Annotated in this window: 13 protein-coding genes; 7 read left to right on the top strand and 6 right to left on the bottom strand. The window is 33.9% G+C overall.

Going from position 1 to position 20,886, the window contains the following annotated elements; all coding sequences use genetic code 11:
- Window positions 1-230 precede the first annotated feature (230 nt).
- Window positions 231-872 (bottom strand): ABC transporter ATP-binding protein, encoded by a 642-nt coding sequence (locus tag ACP6PL_RS06040; RefSeq protein ID WP_426543571.1) that lies wholly within the window; start codon window positions 870-872, stop codon window positions 231-233.
- Between the two features lie 354 nt (window positions 873-1,226).
- Here ACP6PL_RS06040 and ACP6PL_RS06035 point away from each other — a divergent pair, with 354 nt between their 5' ends.
- The 6 genes from ACP6PL_RS06035 (at window position 1,227) to ACP6PL_RS06010 (ending at window position 5,567) form a co-directional block, all read left to right on the top strand.
- Complete coding sequence (locus ACP6PL_RS06035; protein WP_426543569.1) at window positions 1,227-2,237, top strand: Sll0314/Alr1548 family TPR repeat-containing protein; 1,011 nt, start codon at window positions 1,227-1,229, stop codon at window positions 2,235-2,237.
- A 112-nt stretch (window positions 2,238-2,349) separates the two neighbouring features.
- Window positions 2,350-2,802 carry a DUF3531 family protein gene (locus tag ACP6PL_RS06030; protein ID WP_426543567.1) on the top strand — a complete coding sequence of 151 codons (453 nt, stop codon included), beginning with the start codon at window positions 2,350-2,352 and terminating at the stop codon, window positions 2,800-2,802.
- Window positions 2,803-3,248: 446 nt separating this feature from the next.
- Window positions 3,249-3,680, top strand: coding sequence for an NUDIX hydrolase (locus tag ACP6PL_RS06025; protein ID WP_426543565.1), 432 nt, complete (start codon window positions 3,249-3,251; stop codon window positions 3,678-3,680).
- A gap of 13 nt (window positions 3,681-3,693) precedes the next feature.
- Entirely contained in the window at window positions 3,694-4,065 is a 372-nt protein-coding gene (gene hpxZ, locus ACP6PL_RS06020) for an oxalurate catabolism protein HpxZ (protein ID WP_426543563.1), read from the top strand.
- 94 nt (window positions 4,066-4,159) lie between these two features.
- Entirely contained in the window at window positions 4,160-4,753 is a 594-nt protein-coding gene (locus tag ACP6PL_RS06015) for a tetratricopeptide repeat protein (RefSeq protein ID WP_426543561.1), read from the top strand.
- Between the two features lie 532 nt (window positions 4,754-5,285).
- Window positions 5,286-5,567, top strand: coding sequence for a DUF3288 family protein (locus tag ACP6PL_RS06010; protein WP_426543559.1), 282 nt, complete (start codon window positions 5,286-5,288; stop codon window positions 5,565-5,567).
- Between the two features lie 477 nt (window positions 5,568-6,044).
- On the opposite strand, the gene ACP6PL_RS06005 is transcribed toward ACP6PL_RS06010, so the two are convergent.
- The 5 genes from ACP6PL_RS06005 to ACP6PL_RS05985 form a co-directional block, all read right to left on the bottom strand.
- Window positions 6,045-6,566: a hypothetical protein gene (locus ACP6PL_RS06005; RefSeq protein ID WP_426543557.1), complete on the bottom strand. Its 522-nt coding sequence runs from the start codon at window positions 6,564-6,566 to the stop codon at window positions 6,045-6,047.
- Window positions 6,567-7,033: 467 nt separating this feature from the next.
- A complete protein-coding gene (locus ACP6PL_RS06000) occupies window positions 7,034-7,606 on the bottom strand; it encodes a class I SAM-dependent DNA methyltransferase (protein ID WP_426543555.1) in 573 nt (190 codons plus the stop codon).
- A 610-nt stretch (window positions 7,607-8,216) separates the two neighbouring features.
- Entirely contained in the window at window positions 8,217-16,100 is a 7,884-nt protein-coding gene (locus ACP6PL_RS05995) for a methyltransferase domain-containing protein (protein WP_426543553.1), read from the bottom strand.
- Window positions 16,101-16,523: 423 nt separating this feature from the next.
- Window positions 16,524-16,673: a hypothetical protein gene (locus tag ACP6PL_RS05990; protein ID WP_426543551.1), complete on the bottom strand. Its 150-nt coding sequence runs from the start codon at window positions 16,671-16,673 to the stop codon at window positions 16,524-16,526.
- Between the two features lie 69 nt (window positions 16,674-16,742).
- Window positions 16,743-17,804, bottom strand: coding sequence for an FkbM family methyltransferase (locus ACP6PL_RS05985; protein ID WP_426543549.1), 1,062 nt, complete (start codon window positions 17,802-17,804; stop codon window positions 16,743-16,745).
- Between the two features lie 833 nt (window positions 17,805-18,637).
- On the opposite strand from ACP6PL_RS05985, the gene ftsH3 reads away from it, so the two are divergent.
- Entirely contained in the window at window positions 18,638-20,479 is a 1,842-nt protein-coding gene (gene ftsH3 / locus ACP6PL_RS05980) for an ATP-dependent zinc metalloprotease FtsH3 (RefSeq protein WP_426543547.1), read from the top strand.
- The last annotated feature ends 407 nt before the right edge of the window (window positions 20,480-20,886 follow it).

The raw sequence follows: 20,886 nt of genomic DNA, 5'->3' as shown, positions 1-20,886 counted from the left end.
AGGAAAAGTAATAATAAATACTATTAGAAAGTAGTAATTTTTGAGTGTCTTGAGTCAGCGATCGCCTCTTTACCACTTTTAACTTTGATCTAAAAATCACGACTCACGGATTTTTGAGTCTTAAACACTATGTATCTATAACGTTATAGTTTTTGAACGCTATATGTAGTTTCTCTGTGTCAGTCATATAAATTTCAGGAGATGTCTAAAATAATAAAAGACTAACTTTATTAACTTCTAACTTCTGACTTCTCCTCCAAATGACCTTTATTTAAAGTCCAACATTTATCAGCTATGGGTAAAAGGTCACTAGCATCATGGGTGACAACCAATAAACTCCAATGATTTTTCAATTTAGCTAGTAAATTGACCAGTTGTTTCCGTATTGACCAATCTAATCCAGCAGTTGGTTCATCTAACATTAAAAGATGAGGCTGTCTAATTAATTGTACTGCTAAAGCAAGACGACGTTGTTGACCTCCACTTAAAGCATGGGGCGACGTATTTAATGATAAATGTTGAAGAGCGACTTCTTCCAAGGCGAAAGATATTTGTTCTGGTCGTAATTCTGGATGACCTAATCGTAATTCTTCTAGAATAGTAGCACCACAAAAATGCCTTTCTGGAAATTGAAATACTAAACCCCCCAGTTGTTGTAAATGTTCGGAGGTTAATTTTTGCTCTCTCCAGTATATTTCTCCTTTGGAGCATTGAGCTAAACCAGCTAATATTTCTAATAATGTAGTTTTGCCGGAACCACTACGACCAATAATTAAACCCATTTGTTGAGGGGCTAGTTCCATATTAATATTGTTGAGGATAGGAGTGGTACTAGCTGCTGGATGATAATACAAGTTTTTGAGATATAGCATTTAGAAGTTAAAGGTCAATATAGCCTAATAAGGGTTTGATAATTTTGTAACTGACGGGTTATTTTAACCACCCTACACTAAGTTTATTAAATATCTTTATTTGTTTTTACACTCAGCAATTATTCTGAGTTTGTGTTAAAATCTCATCTGGATTTAGTTTTCCAGAAAAAATTATAGTTATAGCAATTATCAAATTTGCGAGATACACAATTATTCGATTTTAACGAACAGAGTAAAGAGAAGAGAAAATAGAAAAAAAATACTTAACTTTGATGAAAACCTCTATATAATCTAGCTTAAATAATAACACATAATTTGAGAATTTAAAAATCACAGTTAGTCTTAAAATAACTTATGCTAAAAACCTTATTTAGTTGGTGTGAAAAATTTTCTGTATTGAAACAAATATCAATTTTTTCTAGTGCTACTTTAGTCAGTTTTAACTTTTGTGTAACTCCAGCAATAGGAGATCCATTTCGTCAAAAAAATCCGATTGAAATAGGAGAAAAAACTGAAGCAGCTTTTCAAGCTATGTTTGAAAAAGGAAATTATAAAGAAGCAAGAGATTATCTGAAAATAGCCGAATCTGAAGAGATAGGTGAACCTCTTGTTTATGCCATGATATCTTCGTTACATTACTTAGATGAAAGTTGGGAATCACTAAAATTATATGCTGAAAAAACTACAGAAGTAGCAGAAAATTTAATTGCAATTAATCCTGTCCGTGGCAATATTTATGCTGCAACTGGTCACTTTCTAGAAGGTGCTTATATTATATCTAGTGAAGGTACGTTAAAAGGAACTCCAAAAGCATTAGAAAAACTTAGAAAAGTTTTTAGTCATTTTGAGACAGCAGAAAGAATAAACTCATCTGACCCAGAGCTAAATTTGTTGAAAGGATATATGGATTTAATGTTGGCGGTGAATTTGCCATTTTCTGACCCTGCTAAAGCAATAGAAACATTAGAAGACAAAGCTTATCCTCATCATTTAGCTTATCGGGGATTAGCAGTAGCTTATCGAGATTTAGATAATCTCAAAAAAGCTTTAAAATATATAGATAAAGCTTTATCAGAAGTTCCAGAAAATCCAGAAGTACACTACCTAAAAGCACAAATTTTAGTGGCTCAAGCTAAAGATAAAGATAATAATTTATCTATCAGAAAAAAAGCCGAGAAAAACTTTGATAAAGCTTTAGCAAAGTCAGACCAAATGCCAAGACGTTTGGTAGCACAAATATTTTTTGAACAGTGTAAAAATATTAATAATATAGATGATGGTAAACGACCTTGTGACCCGATGCGAGATGCAATTAGAGATGGTTTAGGCACATGGGGACCCCCAGAATTACCAGCTCTCCGCTAATTTAATAATTTAAAAGTTATTTCAGTTAGCCTCGTGAGTTATAACTTTTTTAACAGTTATCAGTACCTCTGGCTTGAAATACTGAAGTTTATTCTTTTCATCTTAAATATTTATGGAAGTACAATTTCGCGAATTTAATCCTTTTGATGTATGGATTTGGTTAGAGTTTAGCACTGTTCCTTCTATGGCAGAAAAACATTATATAGAAGAACTATTTGACTCATGGTTTTTATTGGGAAAATTAGGTGGGTTTAATGCCGAAAATTTACAAGTTCAAGAAGTAGGAATAGAGATTAGTTATATGGAATATAGTCAGGATGTAGCTAGTCAAAGTATGATGGCTGTTATGCACAATATGGGAGATGTAGAATATGAAGGATTATGGGGTCGTTGTTGGTTTGATTTGGGAACTAGCGATGCTTTAGCAATTGATATTTTGGTCAATAGTTTTCAACAATTAAGTACAGAGTTGGTCAAGATAGAAAAACTTATTATTGGTGGTCAGAATGAAGATTGGCTTGTACCAGAAAATAAATACGAAGAGGGTTTTTATGATGATAATTAATTGTACTTTTGTAAGCATTCAGCCGTAAGCTATTAGCTATCAGCTTTCAGAAAATACTGCTACATTGACTTTTTTCTAGTAGTTATAGGAAAGCTGACTTTTGTTTATAGGAGAAAATACTTTTTCTAACTACCCTACTACCTAAAGAGTTTACATAAAAAATCCATACTTACTCCCACAATGTAACTATTTTTTTTGAATTTGATATTAAGTAATAATTGAGAAGAAAATTATGTAGATAGGACCAGATATAAGTAGTAATGAAAATTATTTTTACATTTCATCTTATTCTGTAGCTTATCCGATCAAGGAGATTAACTTGACCCAGGTACTTAGCTTGCTTTTGTACAGAAATATATATAATTAGGTTAAATCGCAAATAAAAAAAAGGTAGTTATAACAAATCTAACTAAGCTATTATACCATTTTGTTTATATAAGAAAATTATGACTAAAAAGAAGAAAATTAGGGTACTAGCTTTGGGATTAATTAGAGATGGCGATCGCTTGTTTATTTCTCAAGGTTATGACTCTGTAAAACAGGAAACTTTTTATCGAGTTATGGGTGGAGGTGTTGATTTTGGAGAGTATAGTCGTGATGCTTTACAGAGAGAGTTTAAAGAGGAGATTGCAGCTGAATTAACTAATATTAAATATTTGGGATGTATGGAAAATATTTTTATGTTTAATGGAGAGGAAAGACATGAGTTAATTCAATTATATAAATGTGATTTTGCTGATCCAAAGTTTTATCAAATAGAGGAGTTAACTTTTTGGGAGAAGGAACGAAAAAAAACGGCACTTTGGGTTTCGATAGATAGATTTAAGTGTGGAGAATTGAAAATAGTTCCAGAAAATTTTTTGGAATACTGTGATTAGGAGAATAATTAAAATGGAGATTAATATTCCTGATATTGTGGCAGAGGTAACATCAGCATTTGAGCAATATGAAGCCGCTTTAATTAGTAATAATGTGGATATTTTAGATGAATTATTTTGGCATAGTCCCCACACCATCCGTTATGGAGTAAATGAAAATATCTATGGATATGAGGCAATATCAGCTTTTAGAAAAGCCCGTGGAAAAGTTAATTTAGAGCGAGTATTAATGAATACTGTTATTACAACTTATGGTCAAGATTTTGCCACAGCAAATACTGAATTTCAGCGTCAAGAAACTGGAAAAATGGGTAGGCAAAGTCAAACTTGGATGCGTACTTCTGTTGGTTGGCAAGTTGTGAGTGCTCATGTTTCTTTTTTATAAGGAAGTAAGAAGTAAGAAGGAAGAAGGAAGAAGGAAGAAGGAAGAAGGAAGAAATAAAGGGGAAAAATTACTTTGGATAAGTAGCTTCTAGAAAATGAATCAAAATTTACAATATAAAAAAACTTTTCAACAGAATGATAAATCTCAAAATCATAGTGAATTAAGTCAGGTAAAAAACGACTACTCAGAGTTATGGAAATATGAACAAGATGATGTTAATGCTATTAATAAGTTAGCAGAGACTTATTATAATCAAGAAAATTTTACAGAAGCGATCGCTCTTTGTCACAAAGCCTTAAAAGAACAGGCAAATTTTGCTCCAGTCTACAAAACTTTGGGAAATATCCTGCAAGCACAAAATAAAATAGATGCTGCTATTCGTGCTTATTCATTGGCAATAAAAATTAATCCGAATTTTATTGAAGTTCTTGTTAATTTGGCTAGTATGTTTTATAAAAAAGGGCAAATTGATGCGGCAATGATTACTTATAGAAAAGCAATTAAAATCAAACCTGATTTAGCAGAAGCTTATTGGAATTTAGGTAAAGTTTTGGAGCAAGAGGGCAGATTTTATGAGGCATTTTTTTTTCAAGAAAAAGCTTTAGAACTGCAGCCGAGTTTAGTTAATAATACTCAAAATGATCGTCAGCATAGTCACTTTAAAAAGTGGAATAATCTAGAGAGTTAAATCAGTTATCAGTTATCAGCAAGTAATAATTAATAATTAGTGCTATCTTTAAGGTAGAGTAGTTATGCAGTAATTTTTTATTATCTCTCAATTTATCAATTGTTTTAAGCACTCTTGTTTCTTCCTTATTGCTAAGTGAGAAAAAAGTAGTTTTGCTAAATTGCTTTAAACCTTACTGCCTTTTTCCTTTGTTAAAGAGGTAGTTAGGGTTTGCTGAAAAAGTCTTATGGGTGAGGAGAGGAGACAGGAGACAACCCACCCCTAACCCCTCCTGGGAGGGGAAGTTAGGAAACAGGATATATGGGGAATTTAGAGGAGTTAGTCTAATATTTTATCCCTCAATTTTTCTACAATTATTCTCCTCAAAACCCTAACTTTCTGGTTGCTCAAGCTGAATAAGCCCGACTTTTTTTCGCTCAAAAAGCCTAAAACCTTTATCTGTCAATGCTTTTAGATTTAATCAGCCAGCCATAATTATGAATTATCAATTATTAATTATCCATTATCCATTAATGAATTCTTCCTTAGTTTTATGAAATCAGAAGATCAACAGCATCCCCAATATCATAAAGATAGACAAATAGTTAACATCCTATTAGCAGAAAAAGATACTAACTATAACTTAGCAGAATTAGCAAGATTAAAAATTCGTTATCGAGGTTTTCCTGGTGCAAAAGATATTCAAGCAGACTTAGAAAAAGTCTTGGAAAAGTGGGAGTTAACAGAAGAAAAACTCTATGACAAAACTCGTGAAATTCATTGCAAAGGTCAGGTTTATAAGAAACATAATAACGAGCAAGAAGATTGGTTTTAGAGATTTTTTAAAATTATTTAGTAAAGTGGTAAAATGTTGATTTATCTTTTTAAATAGGGTAGTAATTTATAAGTGGTGACATCTGCTCAAAAAAGTTAAATAGGTAAGTATAGCAAAAGTCAGTAGGGGCGAATTACGATTCACTCGTACATTCGCAGCACGGACTAAATTTGAAAGGAGCGATAATTTCCTAAAAGTAATGGGGACTGCTATAAATACTATTCTTTTAAAAGGTTGAATTTAGATACCTTTTATTTTCCCTGTTCCCTACTTCAACTGTAAATCACTATAGCAATTCTATTTTATTAGTGTCCAAAATCTTGTGGCTTTTGATGAATAAGCAATGGGTAATGGGCAAGAGTTTTGGAGTTGATTTCTAGTTTTTAAATTGTTACAACCTGTTTAAGATTGCTATAGATATATAAGACTACCTAAATAGCAAATCTTATCATATTTACCTACCTTACCTAGACCAAACTAATCATTAACATTAAGCTGTTTAGTAATAACATTAATTGGTGGGGAACAATAAACACATAATTCATTAGTAATTTCAACAGCCTCTTGAGGATTTTTATCTAAATACATTGCTGTTAAAGCAAAATGTTCTCCAGCACCAATAGCTGCAAATTCGTTGATTTTTTCCACTAAATAACTATCGCAAATTCGGAAAATTTCTCCCTCAATTCCAATTAAATAATCATTTCTCTTAGAAAAAGAATCATCTTTAGATTTAGCCCAAGTGTAAAACTCAACAATGAAATCTAAAACAGCTTCTACAGTTGGTGCTGCGGGTTTGTGGTTTCTGGCAAAAATCTGCATAAAGCTTAATTCCATAATCAAACCAACACTACCAATAACTAAGTCATTAACCTCAAAAAGTTTACCTTGTTCATCACCAGTTACACGATGAGTTTCCTTTAAATGACCAGAAACCCGAATACTATCAGAAGCAAATATTAATCGATCTGAATATTTTTTGGCTGCAACAACACTCATAATATTTAATGAAATTTACTCAAATTAATCTCTACTATATTAACAGAAGTATGGTGGTTTATTAATGGATAATGAAGAATAGATAATTACTTCTTGTTAAAACCGTAAGGGAATTGAATATAAGGAAATCTCCTAGCACTTTTTTTATACTTAAAAGGAGAGTCTTTAAACCTAGATTCGATTAATTATAAATCATCAATTATCGATTGGTAAATATTTTTTGCTTGTTCCCTATCCTCTAACCCATCTTCCCCACTTACTACTCCCTAAATAATGATTATCTATTTCATTTTTTGCGATAAACATGAAACTTTTGGCTCTCATCAAGACTAACAAAAATAAATCCCACTTGTTCCATAATTTCTTCTTTTTTCCATTGCTTAATGTAACTCAACTTCAGTTTTTGTTGAGCTAATATTTCCCCATCTCTCTTAAAAAAATAAGTTTTCTCAATGGATTCAATTTCATCATTTTCCGCAATTTTTTCTATCTCCTGAGAATAAACAATTCCTGTGGGGAGATTTTGTTGATAACTTTTGTTGATAACTTTTATGTTCTCCTTGAACACTCAATAGGAATAACCCATCTTGACGAAGATGTTTAGCAACATTAATTAATCCCTTAATATCCTCAAAAATATCCTTTGTATGATTTCTTAAGTCAGTTCGATCACATCGTTGACTTATTACCCAAACTCCTCTACTAGAAACAGCAATATCAAAAGTTTCTTGGAGGTTCATATCATAGATATCTGCTTCGACTAATTTACCCCATTCTCCCAATCTTGTTTTGGCGATATTGAGCATTGATGAAGTAATATCCACCCCTGTAAATTTAGCTTCGGGAGCAAGTGCCAATAATTTTTCTGCAAATAATCCTGTTCCTACACCCAATTCTAGTATTTTTTTCTGACTATCTTTCATCAAAGAATAGACTGCATTAGCCATTCCTTGATAATCATAATTGCCTTGGGTCATCAAAAAGTCGTAATAATCAGTAAAACTATCATAATAATCAGTAATATTGGTATATTGACTCATAGTTAATTTTCCAGAAATAAGTTAGCTGTGGGTAACAATAAGTAGCTGAAAAGAAAGAATTAATTTAATATTTGGGGGGAATTAGGCAAGAGGCAAGAGGCAAAAGGAGTATCCTTAATTAATAAATGCACAAATAATTTTCTCCATCTACTTAATAGATACAATAATACCAATTTGAAAAAAGAATGTTACGAATAGTAATGGCAATAAAAAGATTTTACAGGAGATTTACCTTTGACAAAAAATATGATTTACCAGTTAAAAAATGATATAGAAGCTATTCCCATACGACTCCTGACTCCTGACTCCTGACTCCTAAAAAGTTCCCTAGCGATTTGTAGAAAACATTTATCAAATTGGTCTAATTTGATAGACAAACAAGAGACTATTTGTAAAATAAGTATTCAGGAACTTGTCTTATAACTAAATCTTAAAGCTTAAATAAGATCGGGGATTGAAATCAGTCTACAGTTAGCGGGTCTTAGTATTCATATTCCTAAATTTATAGGCCATTATAGGTGACAAATAATTGTTTCTTCACCTATTACCTATTGCTTATTCTCTGTTCCCGATCTTCTTTTTTATATTTCCTGATACATCCAATCTCTAATTATCTATTTACGGAAAAATTTTGATAATCTTCTAGTAACCATTGAGGCAATTTACTTATCTCTTCTATTTGCAATTGTTGTGGCCGACAATATAACATTGCTGCTAATAAATAATTTATAGCTTTTGGCGCTTCTATTCCTTGAGAAAGTTGGGTTGCTAACTGTTGTAAAAATTCCTGTTCCCTTTCTATTAAAGATTCATTTTGAATCCCGCTATTGAGTAATGCTTGGTAACCTTTACCCATCTCACCCAAGTAAAAATTTTCTAGTTTTTGTGGTTCTAAATTTATCCAAAAATCAGCCGTTTGTTTTCTTAGTTGACGCAACTCTTTAACAACAGATTCATCAGACGGATCTATATAATAAAGATTCACAGTACCTAATAATTGATTCAGAGACTTTTGGTTGGCAGAATCTAAATTATCTCCCTGATTTTCTGTTAAAACTACATTCTTTTCAGTTTGAGCTTCAGCAGGTTTTGGGGGTTTGGAGACCAAACCTCTATCGATAGAATCTTCTGACAAATGAGGCGACTTAGTTTGAAAAGCCTTTTCTAACTTTTGTGCAACTTCTCTACTTTCAAATACCTGTTTATAATCATTAATCAACCACTGAGGCAAACGATTTTTAGCATCTCGGACTAACATTTTACCTGGTGGAAAATATAACATCCCTCCTAAAAGTGCATTAACAGCTTTAGGATTAGTTAAACCCATACTTGTATCAGTTAATTCTTTGATAAATTTCTCTTCTTCTTCCGTTTGAGGTTCATTTTGAATCTCACTTGCTAATAAAGCTAGATATGCTTGTCGGACTTTACCTTGATAAATAGTTTGTAACTCTTTTGGAGGTACATCCAACCAAAAATCAGCTATTTGTTTACGAAGTTGGCGTAATTCTTCTATTAAAGATTGGTCAGTCGGATCAATTTTGTACAGATTTACACAACCAACTAAACGATTAATAAATTTAGGAGTTAGAGATTTTTTATCTGTAGGTTCGGTTGTTTTTGGTAGATGAATATTTTGCCACTCCTGGAATAATTCTTGGAACAATTCACCTATCTTTGTAGAGTAGCTACGACTGTCTAAAAATGAAGGATTTTGCTGCATTTTTTCTTGAATTTTTTGCCGTTTTTGTTGGCGCAATTCGGAATTAGTTGCCAGTTCCACTGCTAAATTAATATAAGTTTCTTCTCCATCAGCAATAAGATCCTCCATATTAATTTCCCGCAACAAAGCGGACGCTTGCCTAAACCTTAAAGCATTTCCTTCGACGATAACTGGTGGTACTCCTACCATTAAAGGATCTACTAGAGAAGTTGCCCCACCATAGGGGAAAGAATCTAAATAAATATCTGCTAACTCTAAACATTTTTTGATATCTGATTTACTTGGTAGTGCTTTAATGACTGCCAAGCGCTTACTATCAATACCGTGTCGCTCCAAAGTAGCTCGCATTTTTTGGATAAAAGGTTTGACTGGATAATGATTTGTCCAGTTGGGGTTAAAGGGATACAAGACTAAAATAGAATTGGGCACTGCACTGAGAATTTTTGCCCAAGTCTCCCGCATCTCGGGTATGATTTTGTAGAAATTGGCACCGGAGATAAAAATTGTAGTTTCATCGGTTGCCCCCCAACTTGAGCGGAGAGGTTGTACGACTGGAAGAGTTTCGGGGATGGGGTCTCGGAAACATAGTCCGGAACCTTCTAGGTTGAGTAATTTTTCGGTGTACTGCTCTTGGGTTGTTTCAGTCGGAGCAGTTAATTTAGCAGAGATGTAATAATCTATGGATGCTATTCCGGTAGTAGTAGGAGAGTTGATAGATGTTACCTGAAGTCTTGCTAATCTGTGAGTTGCTAGTAAGGTAGAATTTTTAGTAGTAGCAGTAATATTAGAACCAAAAAACAGAAGATCGAGATTGTCGTTACGAATAGTTTGTGCTTGATTTTTTAGCTCTTTTGGTAGTTCGAGAAATTTATCGGCACGACTTTGGCAATATTTTTCTAAGGGGTGTCCGTTAGAATTTATTGCATAGAGAAATATCTCAAATTTACTCCGATCTAAATATTCAAACACTGGGAGTAACGAGTATGTTTCTGTCTGGGGATTATAATGATCTTTGATAATTCCTAAGCGAATTTTCTGGCAGTCATAAGGACGGGGAGGTATAGTATAGTTTAGCTCCAACCCACGTTTTTTCAGAGCAAATTCAATAATTTCTGCCCGTTTAATATAGAGATTTTTTAAATTTGGTGTTGTCGTAAAATATAGAGGTATCCAATTAGAATTTTCCAGGAACAACGAGGCGATGGCTTGCCATAATTCTGAGTCTGGATTTTTGGATATATTATTATGAACATAACTCAACCATCCAGTCAGAAAATGATAGTAATTATTTGTTTCTCCTATTTCTTGGAAAAGCTGAGGAGAAGCAAACATAAATTTTAAATAGTCTGTAGCAAACCAGTTAGGAATAGGAGCTTTTTCATATTTAACTTCTAGTCGATCTGCTCTTTGGTAAAGCATACCTGCTAAAAGATGTTTAATGTCTAAAGCTTCGTTAAATCCTTTAGCAATATTCACTTTTATTTCAGTGACAAATTTTTGCTCAGTTTCCGTTAAGCTTTCCTCTTTGATACTGCTTTTTAATAATGCTTTATGCTTTTGACCAACTCCTCCTAAATAGGCAATTTTTAAATTTTCCAAGGTATCGATACTTAACCAACAATCTGCAATTTTTTTTCTAATTTCCTGCAACTTCACTAAAGCAGATTTATCCAACTGGTTTTGTTGGTAAACCTGAATCTCTTTATTGATTTCTGCCAGAGAAGGCAACAAATTAGTTTCAGGACTATGTACAGGTTTGTTTTGTTCTATTAACTGAGGTTTTAAAGATACTACTTCCTGACTTGTTGTCTTAACTAAAGAAGTTTCAGCCTCCGTTTCTGCATTAATCAAAATAGAAACCAATAAATTAATTACCGAGGGAGACTTACTACATTTAAGGCCTTCCCGAATTTGAGCGATCGCTCCATTAGTATTACCTCCTTTCAACATAGAAGCAGCCATTTTTATTGCTTCAATTGCATAATGTTCCCTAGCTTTATTTGATAATTCTTCAGCCATATTTGTTGGTAAATAAGTTTGAGTAATTTCTATAGCTTTCCTAGCATTTTCTATATTACCGCCAGACTGCATTAAGCGGGAAGTTTCCGAGGAAGAATGTAAACGGAAACAAGCCAAAATTTCTGGTTCAAACCAAATAGGATAAAAAGCAGCTATTCGCTTCCAAATTTCCCAATCAGCAGCAGAAGCAGCTTGGTCACAAAAACCACCCAATTGTTCATAAGCTTCACGTTTCACAACCATTCCCACAACTTGAATACGTTGCTCTAAAGTAATCTTTTCTAAAAATCTTTCTACAACTCCAGGGGTGTCTCTTTCCAACACAGATAAAAACTTTTTCCGATCATTTTCATCTATATAATAGTGGCGACAAAATGCTGCTCCTACTGTTGTATTTTTTTCAATTCCACGACGTAATTTTTCATAAAAACCAGGCAAGACAAAATCATCATCATGGAGTAGATGAACCCAGTATCCTCTTGCTCTTTGTAGACAAATATTAAAAATCGGAGCTTGACCAATATCTTGAGGAAAATGTCGATAAAAATTAACTCTTCCTCCCCCTACTTTTCGGACAATAGCTTCTATTTCAATTTGAATTTTACTATCAGGACAATCATTAATTACCTCTATTTGCATTTCCTCTAGAGCAGGAGCTTGTTGCAATACACTTCTCAAAGTTTGCTCTAAATATTTGACCTTTTTATAAGTAGGAATCATCACAGACCAAAACGGTCGATGATTATTGTCTAGCAATGGATAAATTTGTGGATATTCAATACCCATTTGATGATTTTTTAGAGTACCTATTGTCGGAAACTTTTCTACAGCTACTTTTACTTTTTCCTCTCGCTTTACCGTTGCCCAAATCCAAGGTTTAGCAGATTTTAAAGAAACTAAATTAAACCCCGCTGCAATTAATAAATCTTTTAATTGTTCTTCAGTATAAGCATTGCCAGAAAAATAATATTGCTTATCTTTCGCTCCTTCCTCATCAAAATTTCCTAAACTTTCAGCACTGTTGTCATGTACTTGAATTCTAAAATATCCCGCCGGCTTCAAGACCCGAAATATTTCTTGGAAATAGCTTTTAACAATAGAAATAGAACGGATGTGCTGAAAAACTATCGTCGAAAAAACAAAATCGTAATTCTCATCAGACAACTGTTGTAAATCATAGCCATTATTAACAAATACCTCGCCATTCTGTTTTCCATCAGCCAAATATTGCCTAGCAAACTGAATCATATTTTCCGAAATATCTACACCATCCACCCGTGCAAATTTTTCTCGTAAATACTTAATAAGACGACCAACACCACAACCAATTTCTAATACTTTCCATTCTGGTTTAATAGGAATACCTGCCAAAATTTGTGGCACCCAATTTTCGATTGACTTTTCCCAAGCTTGCTTTTTTTCTGCTGGAGAAAGTGTATCTATTCCGCCGTAAGCTAACACCCGCCCAAACATAGCTTCATCTAGAGAATTAACATTCCAAAAATGACGCTGCATTTCTAACTGCCCATCATTTATTGGAAATGGAATTTTGTCTAAATTTTTCCTATCTTCCATAACAGATAATTCCTTTGATTTAAGCTGTATCTCTAACTCTCCATGATTTATTGGAGATGAAATTTCTCCTAACTTTTTCCTATCTTCCATACTGGATAATTCCTTTGATTTAACCTGCATCTCTAAATCTCTATGATTTATTGGAAATGGAATTTTAGCAAAATTTTTCCTATCTTCCATAGCAGATAATCTCTCTACTTTAATCCGATTAAAAGTCTGAATAAATACATCAGTCATAGTCTTAGCCATTTGAGACCAAGAAAACTTTTGAGCTTGTGCTAAACCAGCAGTAATTAATTGTTGCCGAACTTCAGATTTTTGCACTTCACCCAAAGCATTTACTAACCCATTAATATCATTATCATCTATATATAAAGCTGCTGTTCCTGCCACTTCTGGAATTGAAGCATTTTTACAAGTAATAACCGGACAACCACAAGCCATTGCTTCTAAAATAGGCAGTCCAAAACCTTCATATTTTGATGGATAAACTAAAGCGATCGCTCCAGAGTAAGCTGATTTTAATTCTTGGTCACTCAGTTGTAATAGATGAATTTTACTACCTGAAATATATTTGCTTAATTCTGGCTCTAGTTTTCTATTTTTTCCTATACAAACAATGTCAAATTCTGTGGATTTTTTCAATTTAGCAAAAGCTTTAAAGAATAGAATAGTATTTTTATAACCGAGCCAACCTATTCTTTCACCCACTATTAGAAAGTATGGGCGATTAATCTGATATTTTTGTTGAAAATTAGTAACTTCTTGAGGAATTGCTCTAGAAAATTTAGCTTCAATACCACAGGGAGCTACCGTGACAGAATTTGCAGGTATTTGAGGAAAATATTTTACTAAATCGCGAGCTGTATTTTCGGAGATTGCAATGTAAGAAACTGCCTGTCGAATACCACGATGTTTTTCTTGCCATGAAGGGTTATCAAGATTTTTAGCTAGAACTTCTGGAATCATATCATAAGCCATAAATATAGACGGCGTTGAGATAGGTGTTGTGTAATAAGTAGAAATAAAAATATCGGCATTTTCTTCATCACATATTTGCTGCAAAATTTGACGGTCTGCATCTATTCTTCCGTAATTATATCCAGGCACAACACGATATTTTATTCCAGGAATTTTTGGTGCAGTTTCTGCTCTGTCAAGCACTAAAATATTTTTACCAAAACTATCTTTCGACCATACTTCCAACAAAGATTTCCAGACACGGGCAATACCCGTATTATTTATTTGGAAAAATACACCATCTATCAGAACCTTAAAATCTAATTGCTGCTGATTTTTTGTTTTTCTTTCTGCCACATTTTCATAGTTTATCTCGGTTAGTTGCTGCTGATTTTTTGATTTTCTTTCTGCAATATTTTCAGAGTCTACCTCAGTTAACTGCTGCCTAGCTCTTTGTTTTCTTTCTGTAAGTTTTTCATAGCCTAACTCAGTTATTTCCTGCATAGCTCTTTGTTTTCTTTCTGTCACTTTTTTATGGTCTATTTCAGTTACTTCTTGCCTAGCTCTTTGTTTTCTTTCTGTCACTTTTTTATGGTCTAACTCAGTCAAAGCTTCTTTCCTTTTCTCAGGTTTATATCTACCCACCCTAAAGATGCTGAAAAACTCAGAACTTGATAAACTTTTCTCAGTTAATAAATGCAGAGACTCTCCATCCGAAAATAAATTAAGTTTAAACTTTTGAGCAATTATAGATAATGCTTTCTTAGTAAAAATAGAAATATGCTGACCTTCCTCCAAAGCATAATACCACCAATCATTAGGACGAGGATTATTCGACGGCAATAACTTCGTACTAAATAAAATATTTCTCGTTCTTTGCAATATCTTCTCAATCTCTGCCAGAGGATTTATGAAATGTTCAAATACCTCAAAAGCCGTCGCTAATTCATATTTTTCCTCCCCATTTATTTCCCCTTCCCATCCTTCATAAAAAATATTCTGACAATACTTATCATAACCATAAAAATCTAACCCCAAATCACGCATCATCCGCACAAACAAACCATACCCACAACCATAATCCAAGAACTTACCATCAGCATTCAAAAAATTAATAATCAAATTTTCTGTAATCAAAGAAAAATTCTGATTTCTAGATACCAAACCCACATCACTACCAGCGATCGCCTCCTGATAAGCTTCAACTAACCAATAAGGATTTTCCGTTTGTACAAACCCGCAATTAGAACATTGAAAATAGTCAACATTATATTTACTTAAAACCTTAGCAGTATCAAACTTATGAGATATAGAACCACAAACTTTGCAAAGAACATTTTGAACCTGTAAACTACCACTAAACATTATTTTTTCTGTAAATTCATCAGCTTGAATATTACGAATAATAGAAGAAGGATGATTCAAAGGAAAAATCATTTCATCCACAGACATATTGGCAAATTTATTGACACTGGAAGTGTGAGTAGCTTCCCCACCAAAACCAATATTAGAAACTAAATTAACCTTGGGTAAAATAGTTAAACCATGATGATTCCAACAAGCAAAAACCCAAGCATAAGCCCAAGAATTAAACCCTTGAAAATTTTTCTCAAAAATCTCCGACCAATATTGAACTGCCCTACTATTTTCTAGAATATTTTCTAACCACTTACTATCTATAAGCTTCGACCATAATTGCATCCGATTATCATAATTTTTCCATGCTCTTCGCCAAGTTGCCCAACCCCAACAATGTGGATAGCAAGAGAAATAATAACTATACTCTATTGGATTATTACCAAACTGAAAATTATCTCCAGATATAGCCATTACTCGATCATTATCTCGATATCTTTCTAATAACTCCTGACAAAATCGAAAAAAGGTTAGATGAGGTACACAGTCATCCTCCAAAATAATCGCTGATTCTACCAAACTAAAAACCCAATTTAATCCACTATAAATACGCTCTCGGCAACCTAAATTAACTTCAGCATAATTAGTTAAAACTTCACACTTCCAATCAACCTGATCGATTATCTTTTTTGCTGTGATACATTTCTCAAATTCTCCTAGTTTATCTAGGTGAGGACCATCAGCTATTACAAATAATTGAAGAGGCTTTACTTCACGAATTGCCTCAAATACTTTTGCCGTTGTATCTGGTCGATTAAATATAATTAGAACTACAGGAGTTTTTAATTGAAATTGAGTCATTTCAGTTATCAGTTAATTTTCAGTTATCAGTTACTATGGCTGAAATAAAAGAATTAAAATAGTAAATTTTATGTTTTTCATATCCTTAAAAATGAAGTATTGAACCCTTGATTTTTAGCTATCAGTTATAAGTTTATTTGCGTTAAACAAGATGGTTAAAATAGTAAATTTTTGTTTTTCATTTCATTACAAATGGAGTTTTGAGACCTGAATTTTTAGTTATCAGTTTTTCTAGCTAAACCAAAAGGCTTGAAATACTGAAATTTCTCTTTTTCATTTTCAAGGAAATGAAGTCTTGAGACCTGAATTTTTGGTTAACTAATTCTAGCAAGATGTAGGAGATTTCAAAGGATAAAATTTTTCTAAGTGTGATAATAAATTGATCTGTGCCCTAATTCTAAGGTGCTTGAGAAAATGAAATTACTATTTCCCCATCCGCATTCGACAGCCACTACAACTTTGAAGTGCTTGAGAAAATGAAAATACTATTTCCTCATCCGCAATAGTTTGAGATGCTTGAGAAAATGAAAATACTATTCCCTCATCCGCAATACTTAGAAATTCAGCAGCCACTCCCACTCTTAGGAGCTTGAGAAAATGAAAAATTTTGCTTCTGAGAGCTGACAGCTAATAGCTAAATACTTACCTCACTTTTTTATACAAAATATCTTGATAAGACCGTTCCGGTAAAGTCTCATTTATAGAATTAGATAGTGCTGCAATAGGTTCATATAACGGTCTTAAAAAAGAATCAATTGCTTTTCTATCTCCATAACGTACCTCTATCAACATAAATTTTGGTTGGTACTTATCAAAATCAATACCCTCCAAAACATCTAATTCAAAACCTTCAACATCTAACGAAAACAAATCTATATTTTCAACTCTATACTTGTCAAGAATTCCAGTTAATGTTGTTGCTGGTACATTTATTTCATAACTATGATTAATATTTTGAACTTGGCAACCTGTTTTTAAGTGAACTTTTTTTTCCTCCTCTAACTCAATAGCTCCATCAACAAAAGACATAAGATTACAATAGTTCATTTTTATATAATCCTGACCATAATCAAAAGGAACTAAAGCATAATTTTCTACCACAGACTTAGACCGATTAATTCTACATTTTTCTGCTAACTCTGGTATTGCTTCTACTAGAATACCTTGCCAGTTTTTGTATTTCTCAAAATATAAAGTGTTACTTTGACTTATCCCATCATTCGCTCCCGCTTCAATAAAAAATCCATTTTCCCAAGTTAAGTAAGGAGTAAGTTTAATATCGAGCTGATTCAAAGCAAATGATTTTCTAATTAAATCCGGCTTAATTTCTAATGCTTTTTGCTGATAAATCTTAGCCTCAAATAATCTACCTTGTTGCTGTAGAATCTGACTAATATTCCAATATATAGCTGCGGATTTTGGTTCAAGTGTAATAACTTTTTGATAGTGAGCGATCGCCTGTTGTAGTTGACCTTTTTGGGAATAAATTTTGCCTAACTTTGCATAAACTATTGCCAAATCTGGTTGTAATTCTATTGCTTTGTTGTAAGAACGAATAGACTTTTCAATTTGACCTTGAGAATAACAGATATCCCCTAATTTCTGGTAAGCTTCAACAGCATAAGGTTGATTTTTAATAGCTTCGTAACAAGCCAAAATCTGATTATCTTGACTACCTTGATTTTCATTTTCTCTTTTAATCATTGCTTCATATTACCCCAGAGAAATACTCAAACAAGATTATTTTTGGCTTGGTAATTTTAAATTCGACAAAAAATCATCTCTTTGAAACAAAATTTAAGTACAACTTTTTTGATATTTTTGAAATGCTACTAAACCATAAAAATATATGGGTTTAAATGCTTGAATTTGCAAAAAAATATTGCTCTATCATTTTCCTCTCTATCAGAATTAGAGGACATGATCCAGCCAGTTTTCGATAATTTTTTCACATATTTCAGCACATTTAACGTTATTAATTCCATCAATAATAATTACATCAAAATCAGCATTACCATAATTATTCATTTACTCAACATATCTTTGTCTATTTTCTTTCAAAACTAGCTTCAGATTATTGGGAATAAAAGCATAAATTTTGAGAACATAACCATAACTATGTTCTACAGTAATTATTTCTTCAACTCCTTGAGTATACCATAAAGTTGATTGTCCGCTCCTATATTCAAATACTCGAAAATCGCTCTTTAATTTATCTTCAATAAATTAAAGAGCAGGATAAGAATATCCAAGTAAAAGATTATAATTGTAATCTACTAACTTTTCCTCTGTTAATGACTTTAGTCATCCTGAAGTTTCTAGATAATTCAAATTAGTCATTTTTTCCAGCATTAGTATCCTTGAAAGAAGAATTAGGAGTCAAAATTAAGAACTGAAGGCTGATGAATTTTAATTTTTGACTTTTGATTTAGTTAGGACTGTGGTATTATATGAGGAATAAGTTAACATAAGTTAATATACCAGGATTAAATAAGTCATAGTCCAAATACCATAAAAAACTAGGAGGATCAACCCCTGTGAATAATAAAAGGTGGAGAAACGCTGGCCTATATGCCCTATTGGCAATAGTAGTCATAGCCTTAGCAACAGCATTCTTTGATCAACAACCCCAAACTCGCGAAACCTGGAAATACAGTCAGTTCATTCAACAGGTAGAAAGCAATAACGTAGACAAAGTAAGTATAAGTGCTGACCGGACAATAGCTAGAGTCAAAGTAGCCGATGGAACTATCGTCCTGGTTAATTTACCTAATGACCCTGACCTAATTAACATTCTCACTCAAAACAACGTAGATATTTCCGTACTTCCCCAGAATGAAGAAGGTTTCTGGGTCAGAGCATTAAGTAGTTTATTCTTCCCTATCCTATTATTAGTGGGACTGTTTTTCCTACTACGTCGCGCTCAAAGTGGGCCTGGTAGTCAAGCGATGAACTTTGGTAAATCCAAAGCTAGAGTTCAAATGGAACCTCAAACCCAAGTTACATTTGGCGATGTAGCAGGTATCGAACAAGCCAAACTAGAACTAACCGAAGTAGTAGACTTCCTGAAAAATGCCGATCGCTTCACAGCCATAGGAGCTAAGATTCCTAAAGGTGTACTATTAGTAGGTCCTCCCGGAACAGGTAAAACTCTATTAGCTAAAGCTGTTGCTGGAGAAGCAGGAGTACCATTCTTCTCTATCTCTGGTTCAGAATTCGTAGAAATGTTCGTAGGCGTAGGTGCCTCCCGTGTCCGCGACCTATTTGAACAAGCAAAGTCTAATGCTCCCTGTATCGTATTTATAGATGAAATTGATGCGGTGGGTCGTCAAAGAGGTGCTGGTTTAGGTGGTGGTAATGATGAAAGAGAACAAACTCTAAACCAACTACTCACCGAAATGGATGGTTTTGAAGGCAACACAGGTATCATTATTATCGCTGCAACTAACCGCCCCGACGTTTTAGACGCTGCCCTACTTCGCCCTGGTCGTTTTGACCGTCAGGTAGTAGTAGACCGCCCCGACTATGCAGGTCGTCTGGAAATTCTCAACGTTCATGCTCGTGGTAAGAGTCTTTCAAAAGATGTGGACTTAGAAAAAATTGCCCGTCGGACACCTGGGTTTACTGGTGCAGATTTATCTAATCTATTGAATGAAGGTGCTATCTTAGCAGCTCGTCGCAACTTAACTGAAATCTCGATGGATGAAGTTAATGATGCTATTGACCGGGTATTAGCTGGCCCAGAGAAGAAAGACCGAGTAATGAGCGAGAAGCGTAAGGAATTAGTAGCATATCACGAAGCTGGTCATGCTTTGGTTGGAGCATTGATGCCTGATTATGACCCAGTACAGAAGATTAGTATTATTCCTCGTGGTGGAGCTGGTGGTTTAACTTGGTTTACTCCTAGTGAAGACCGGATGGACTCTGGTTTGTACTCTCGTGCTTATCTGCAAAATCAAATGGCAGTTGCTTTAGGTGGTCGTCTCGCTGAGGAAATTATTTTTGGTGATGAAGAGGTGACAACTGGAGCTTCTAATGACTTGCAGCAGGTTGCTCGTGTGGCCCGCCAGATGGTGACTCGGTTTGGGATGAGCGATCGCCTCGGTCCTGTGGCTCTTGGTCGTCAGAACGGTAATATGTTCTTGGGTAGAGATATTATGTCTGAACGTGATTTTTCTGAGGAAACTGCTGCTGCCATTGATGATGAGGTTCGTAATTTGGTAGACCAAGCTTATCGTCGTGCAAAAGAAGTTTTAGAAGGCAACCGTCATATTTTGGATAAGTTGGCGGAGATGTTGGTTGATAAGGAGACTGTAGACTCTGACGAGTTACAGGAGTTATTAGCAACTAATGATGTGAAGATGGCGGCTCTAATTTAGTAAGCCATCTTGTAGGGTGCGTTAATGAAATGTAACGCACCACCTATGCTAAATATTTCTATCCCAAATATTTTGGTTGGTGCATTACCCTTCCCTAGCTATTCACCTCCATATGGCGGGGTGCTTCAGAAAATTAATTAACTATTTCCCTACACGCAATAGTCGGAAAATTTCACTAACCACCTCCATATACCTGGGTGCTTAAGAAAATGAATCAACTATTGTTCTATACGCAATAGAAGGAAAATTTCACTACCCACCTACATCCGGCGTGTGCTTCAGAAAATAAAATTTATTATTGCGACCTACGCAATAGAAGGAAAATTTCACTGCCCACCTACATCCGGCGTGTATGAATCAACTATTGTTCTATACGCAATAGAAGGAAAATTTCACTACCCACCTAC

The sequence above is a fragment of the Dapis purpurea BLCC-M126 genome (assembly GCF_050015975.1).
Lineage (GTDB): Bacteria > Cyanobacteriota > Cyanobacteriia > Cyanobacteriales > Microcoleaceae > Trichodesmium.
The sequence above is the reverse complement of the archived record's forward strand: the minus strand, read 5'-3'. Positions and strand labels throughout refer to the sequence as shown.

Excerpts from the sequence above, each read along its gene's own strand:
- ACP6PL_RS06040 (WP_426543571.1), bottom strand. The coding sequence starts at position 872 with ATGCTATATCTCAAAAACTTGTATTATCATCCAGCAGCTAGTACCACT.
- ACP6PL_RS06035 (WP_426543569.1), top strand. The coding sequence starts at position 1,227 with ATGCTAAAAACCTTATTTAGTTGGTGTGAAAAATTTTCTGTATTGAAA.
- ACP6PL_RS06030 (WP_426543567.1), top strand. The coding sequence starts at position 2,350 with ATGGAAGTACAATTTCGCGAATTTAATCCTTTTGATGTATGGATTTGG.
- ACP6PL_RS06025 (WP_426543565.1), top strand. The coding sequence starts at position 3,249 with ATGACTAAAAAGAAGAAAATTAGGGTACTAGCTTTGGGATTAATTAGA.
- hpxZ (WP_426543563.1), top strand. The coding sequence starts at position 3,694 with ATGGAGATTAATATTCCTGATATTGTGGCAGAGGTAACATCAGCATTT.
- ACP6PL_RS06015 (WP_426543561.1), top strand. The coding sequence starts at position 4,160 with ATGAATCAAAATTTACAATATAAAAAAACTTTTCAACAGAATGATAAA.
- ACP6PL_RS06010 (WP_426543559.1), top strand. The coding sequence starts at position 5,286 with ATGAAATCAGAAGATCAACAGCATCCCCAATATCATAAAGATAGACAA.
- ACP6PL_RS06005 (WP_426543557.1), bottom strand. The coding sequence starts at position 6,566 with ATGAGTGTTGTTGCAGCCAAAAAATATTCAGATCGATTAATATTTGCT.
- ACP6PL_RS06000 (WP_426543555.1), bottom strand. The coding sequence starts at position 7,606 with ATGAGTCAATATACCAATATTACTGATTATTATGATAGTTTTACTGAT.
- ACP6PL_RS05995 (WP_426543553.1), bottom strand. The coding sequence starts at position 16,100 with ATGACTCAATTTCAATTAAAAACTCCTGTAGTTCTAATTATATTTAAT.
- ACP6PL_RS05985 (WP_426543549.1), bottom strand. The coding sequence starts at position 17,804 with ATGATTAAAAGAGAAAATGAAAATCAAGGTAGTCAAGATAATCAGATT.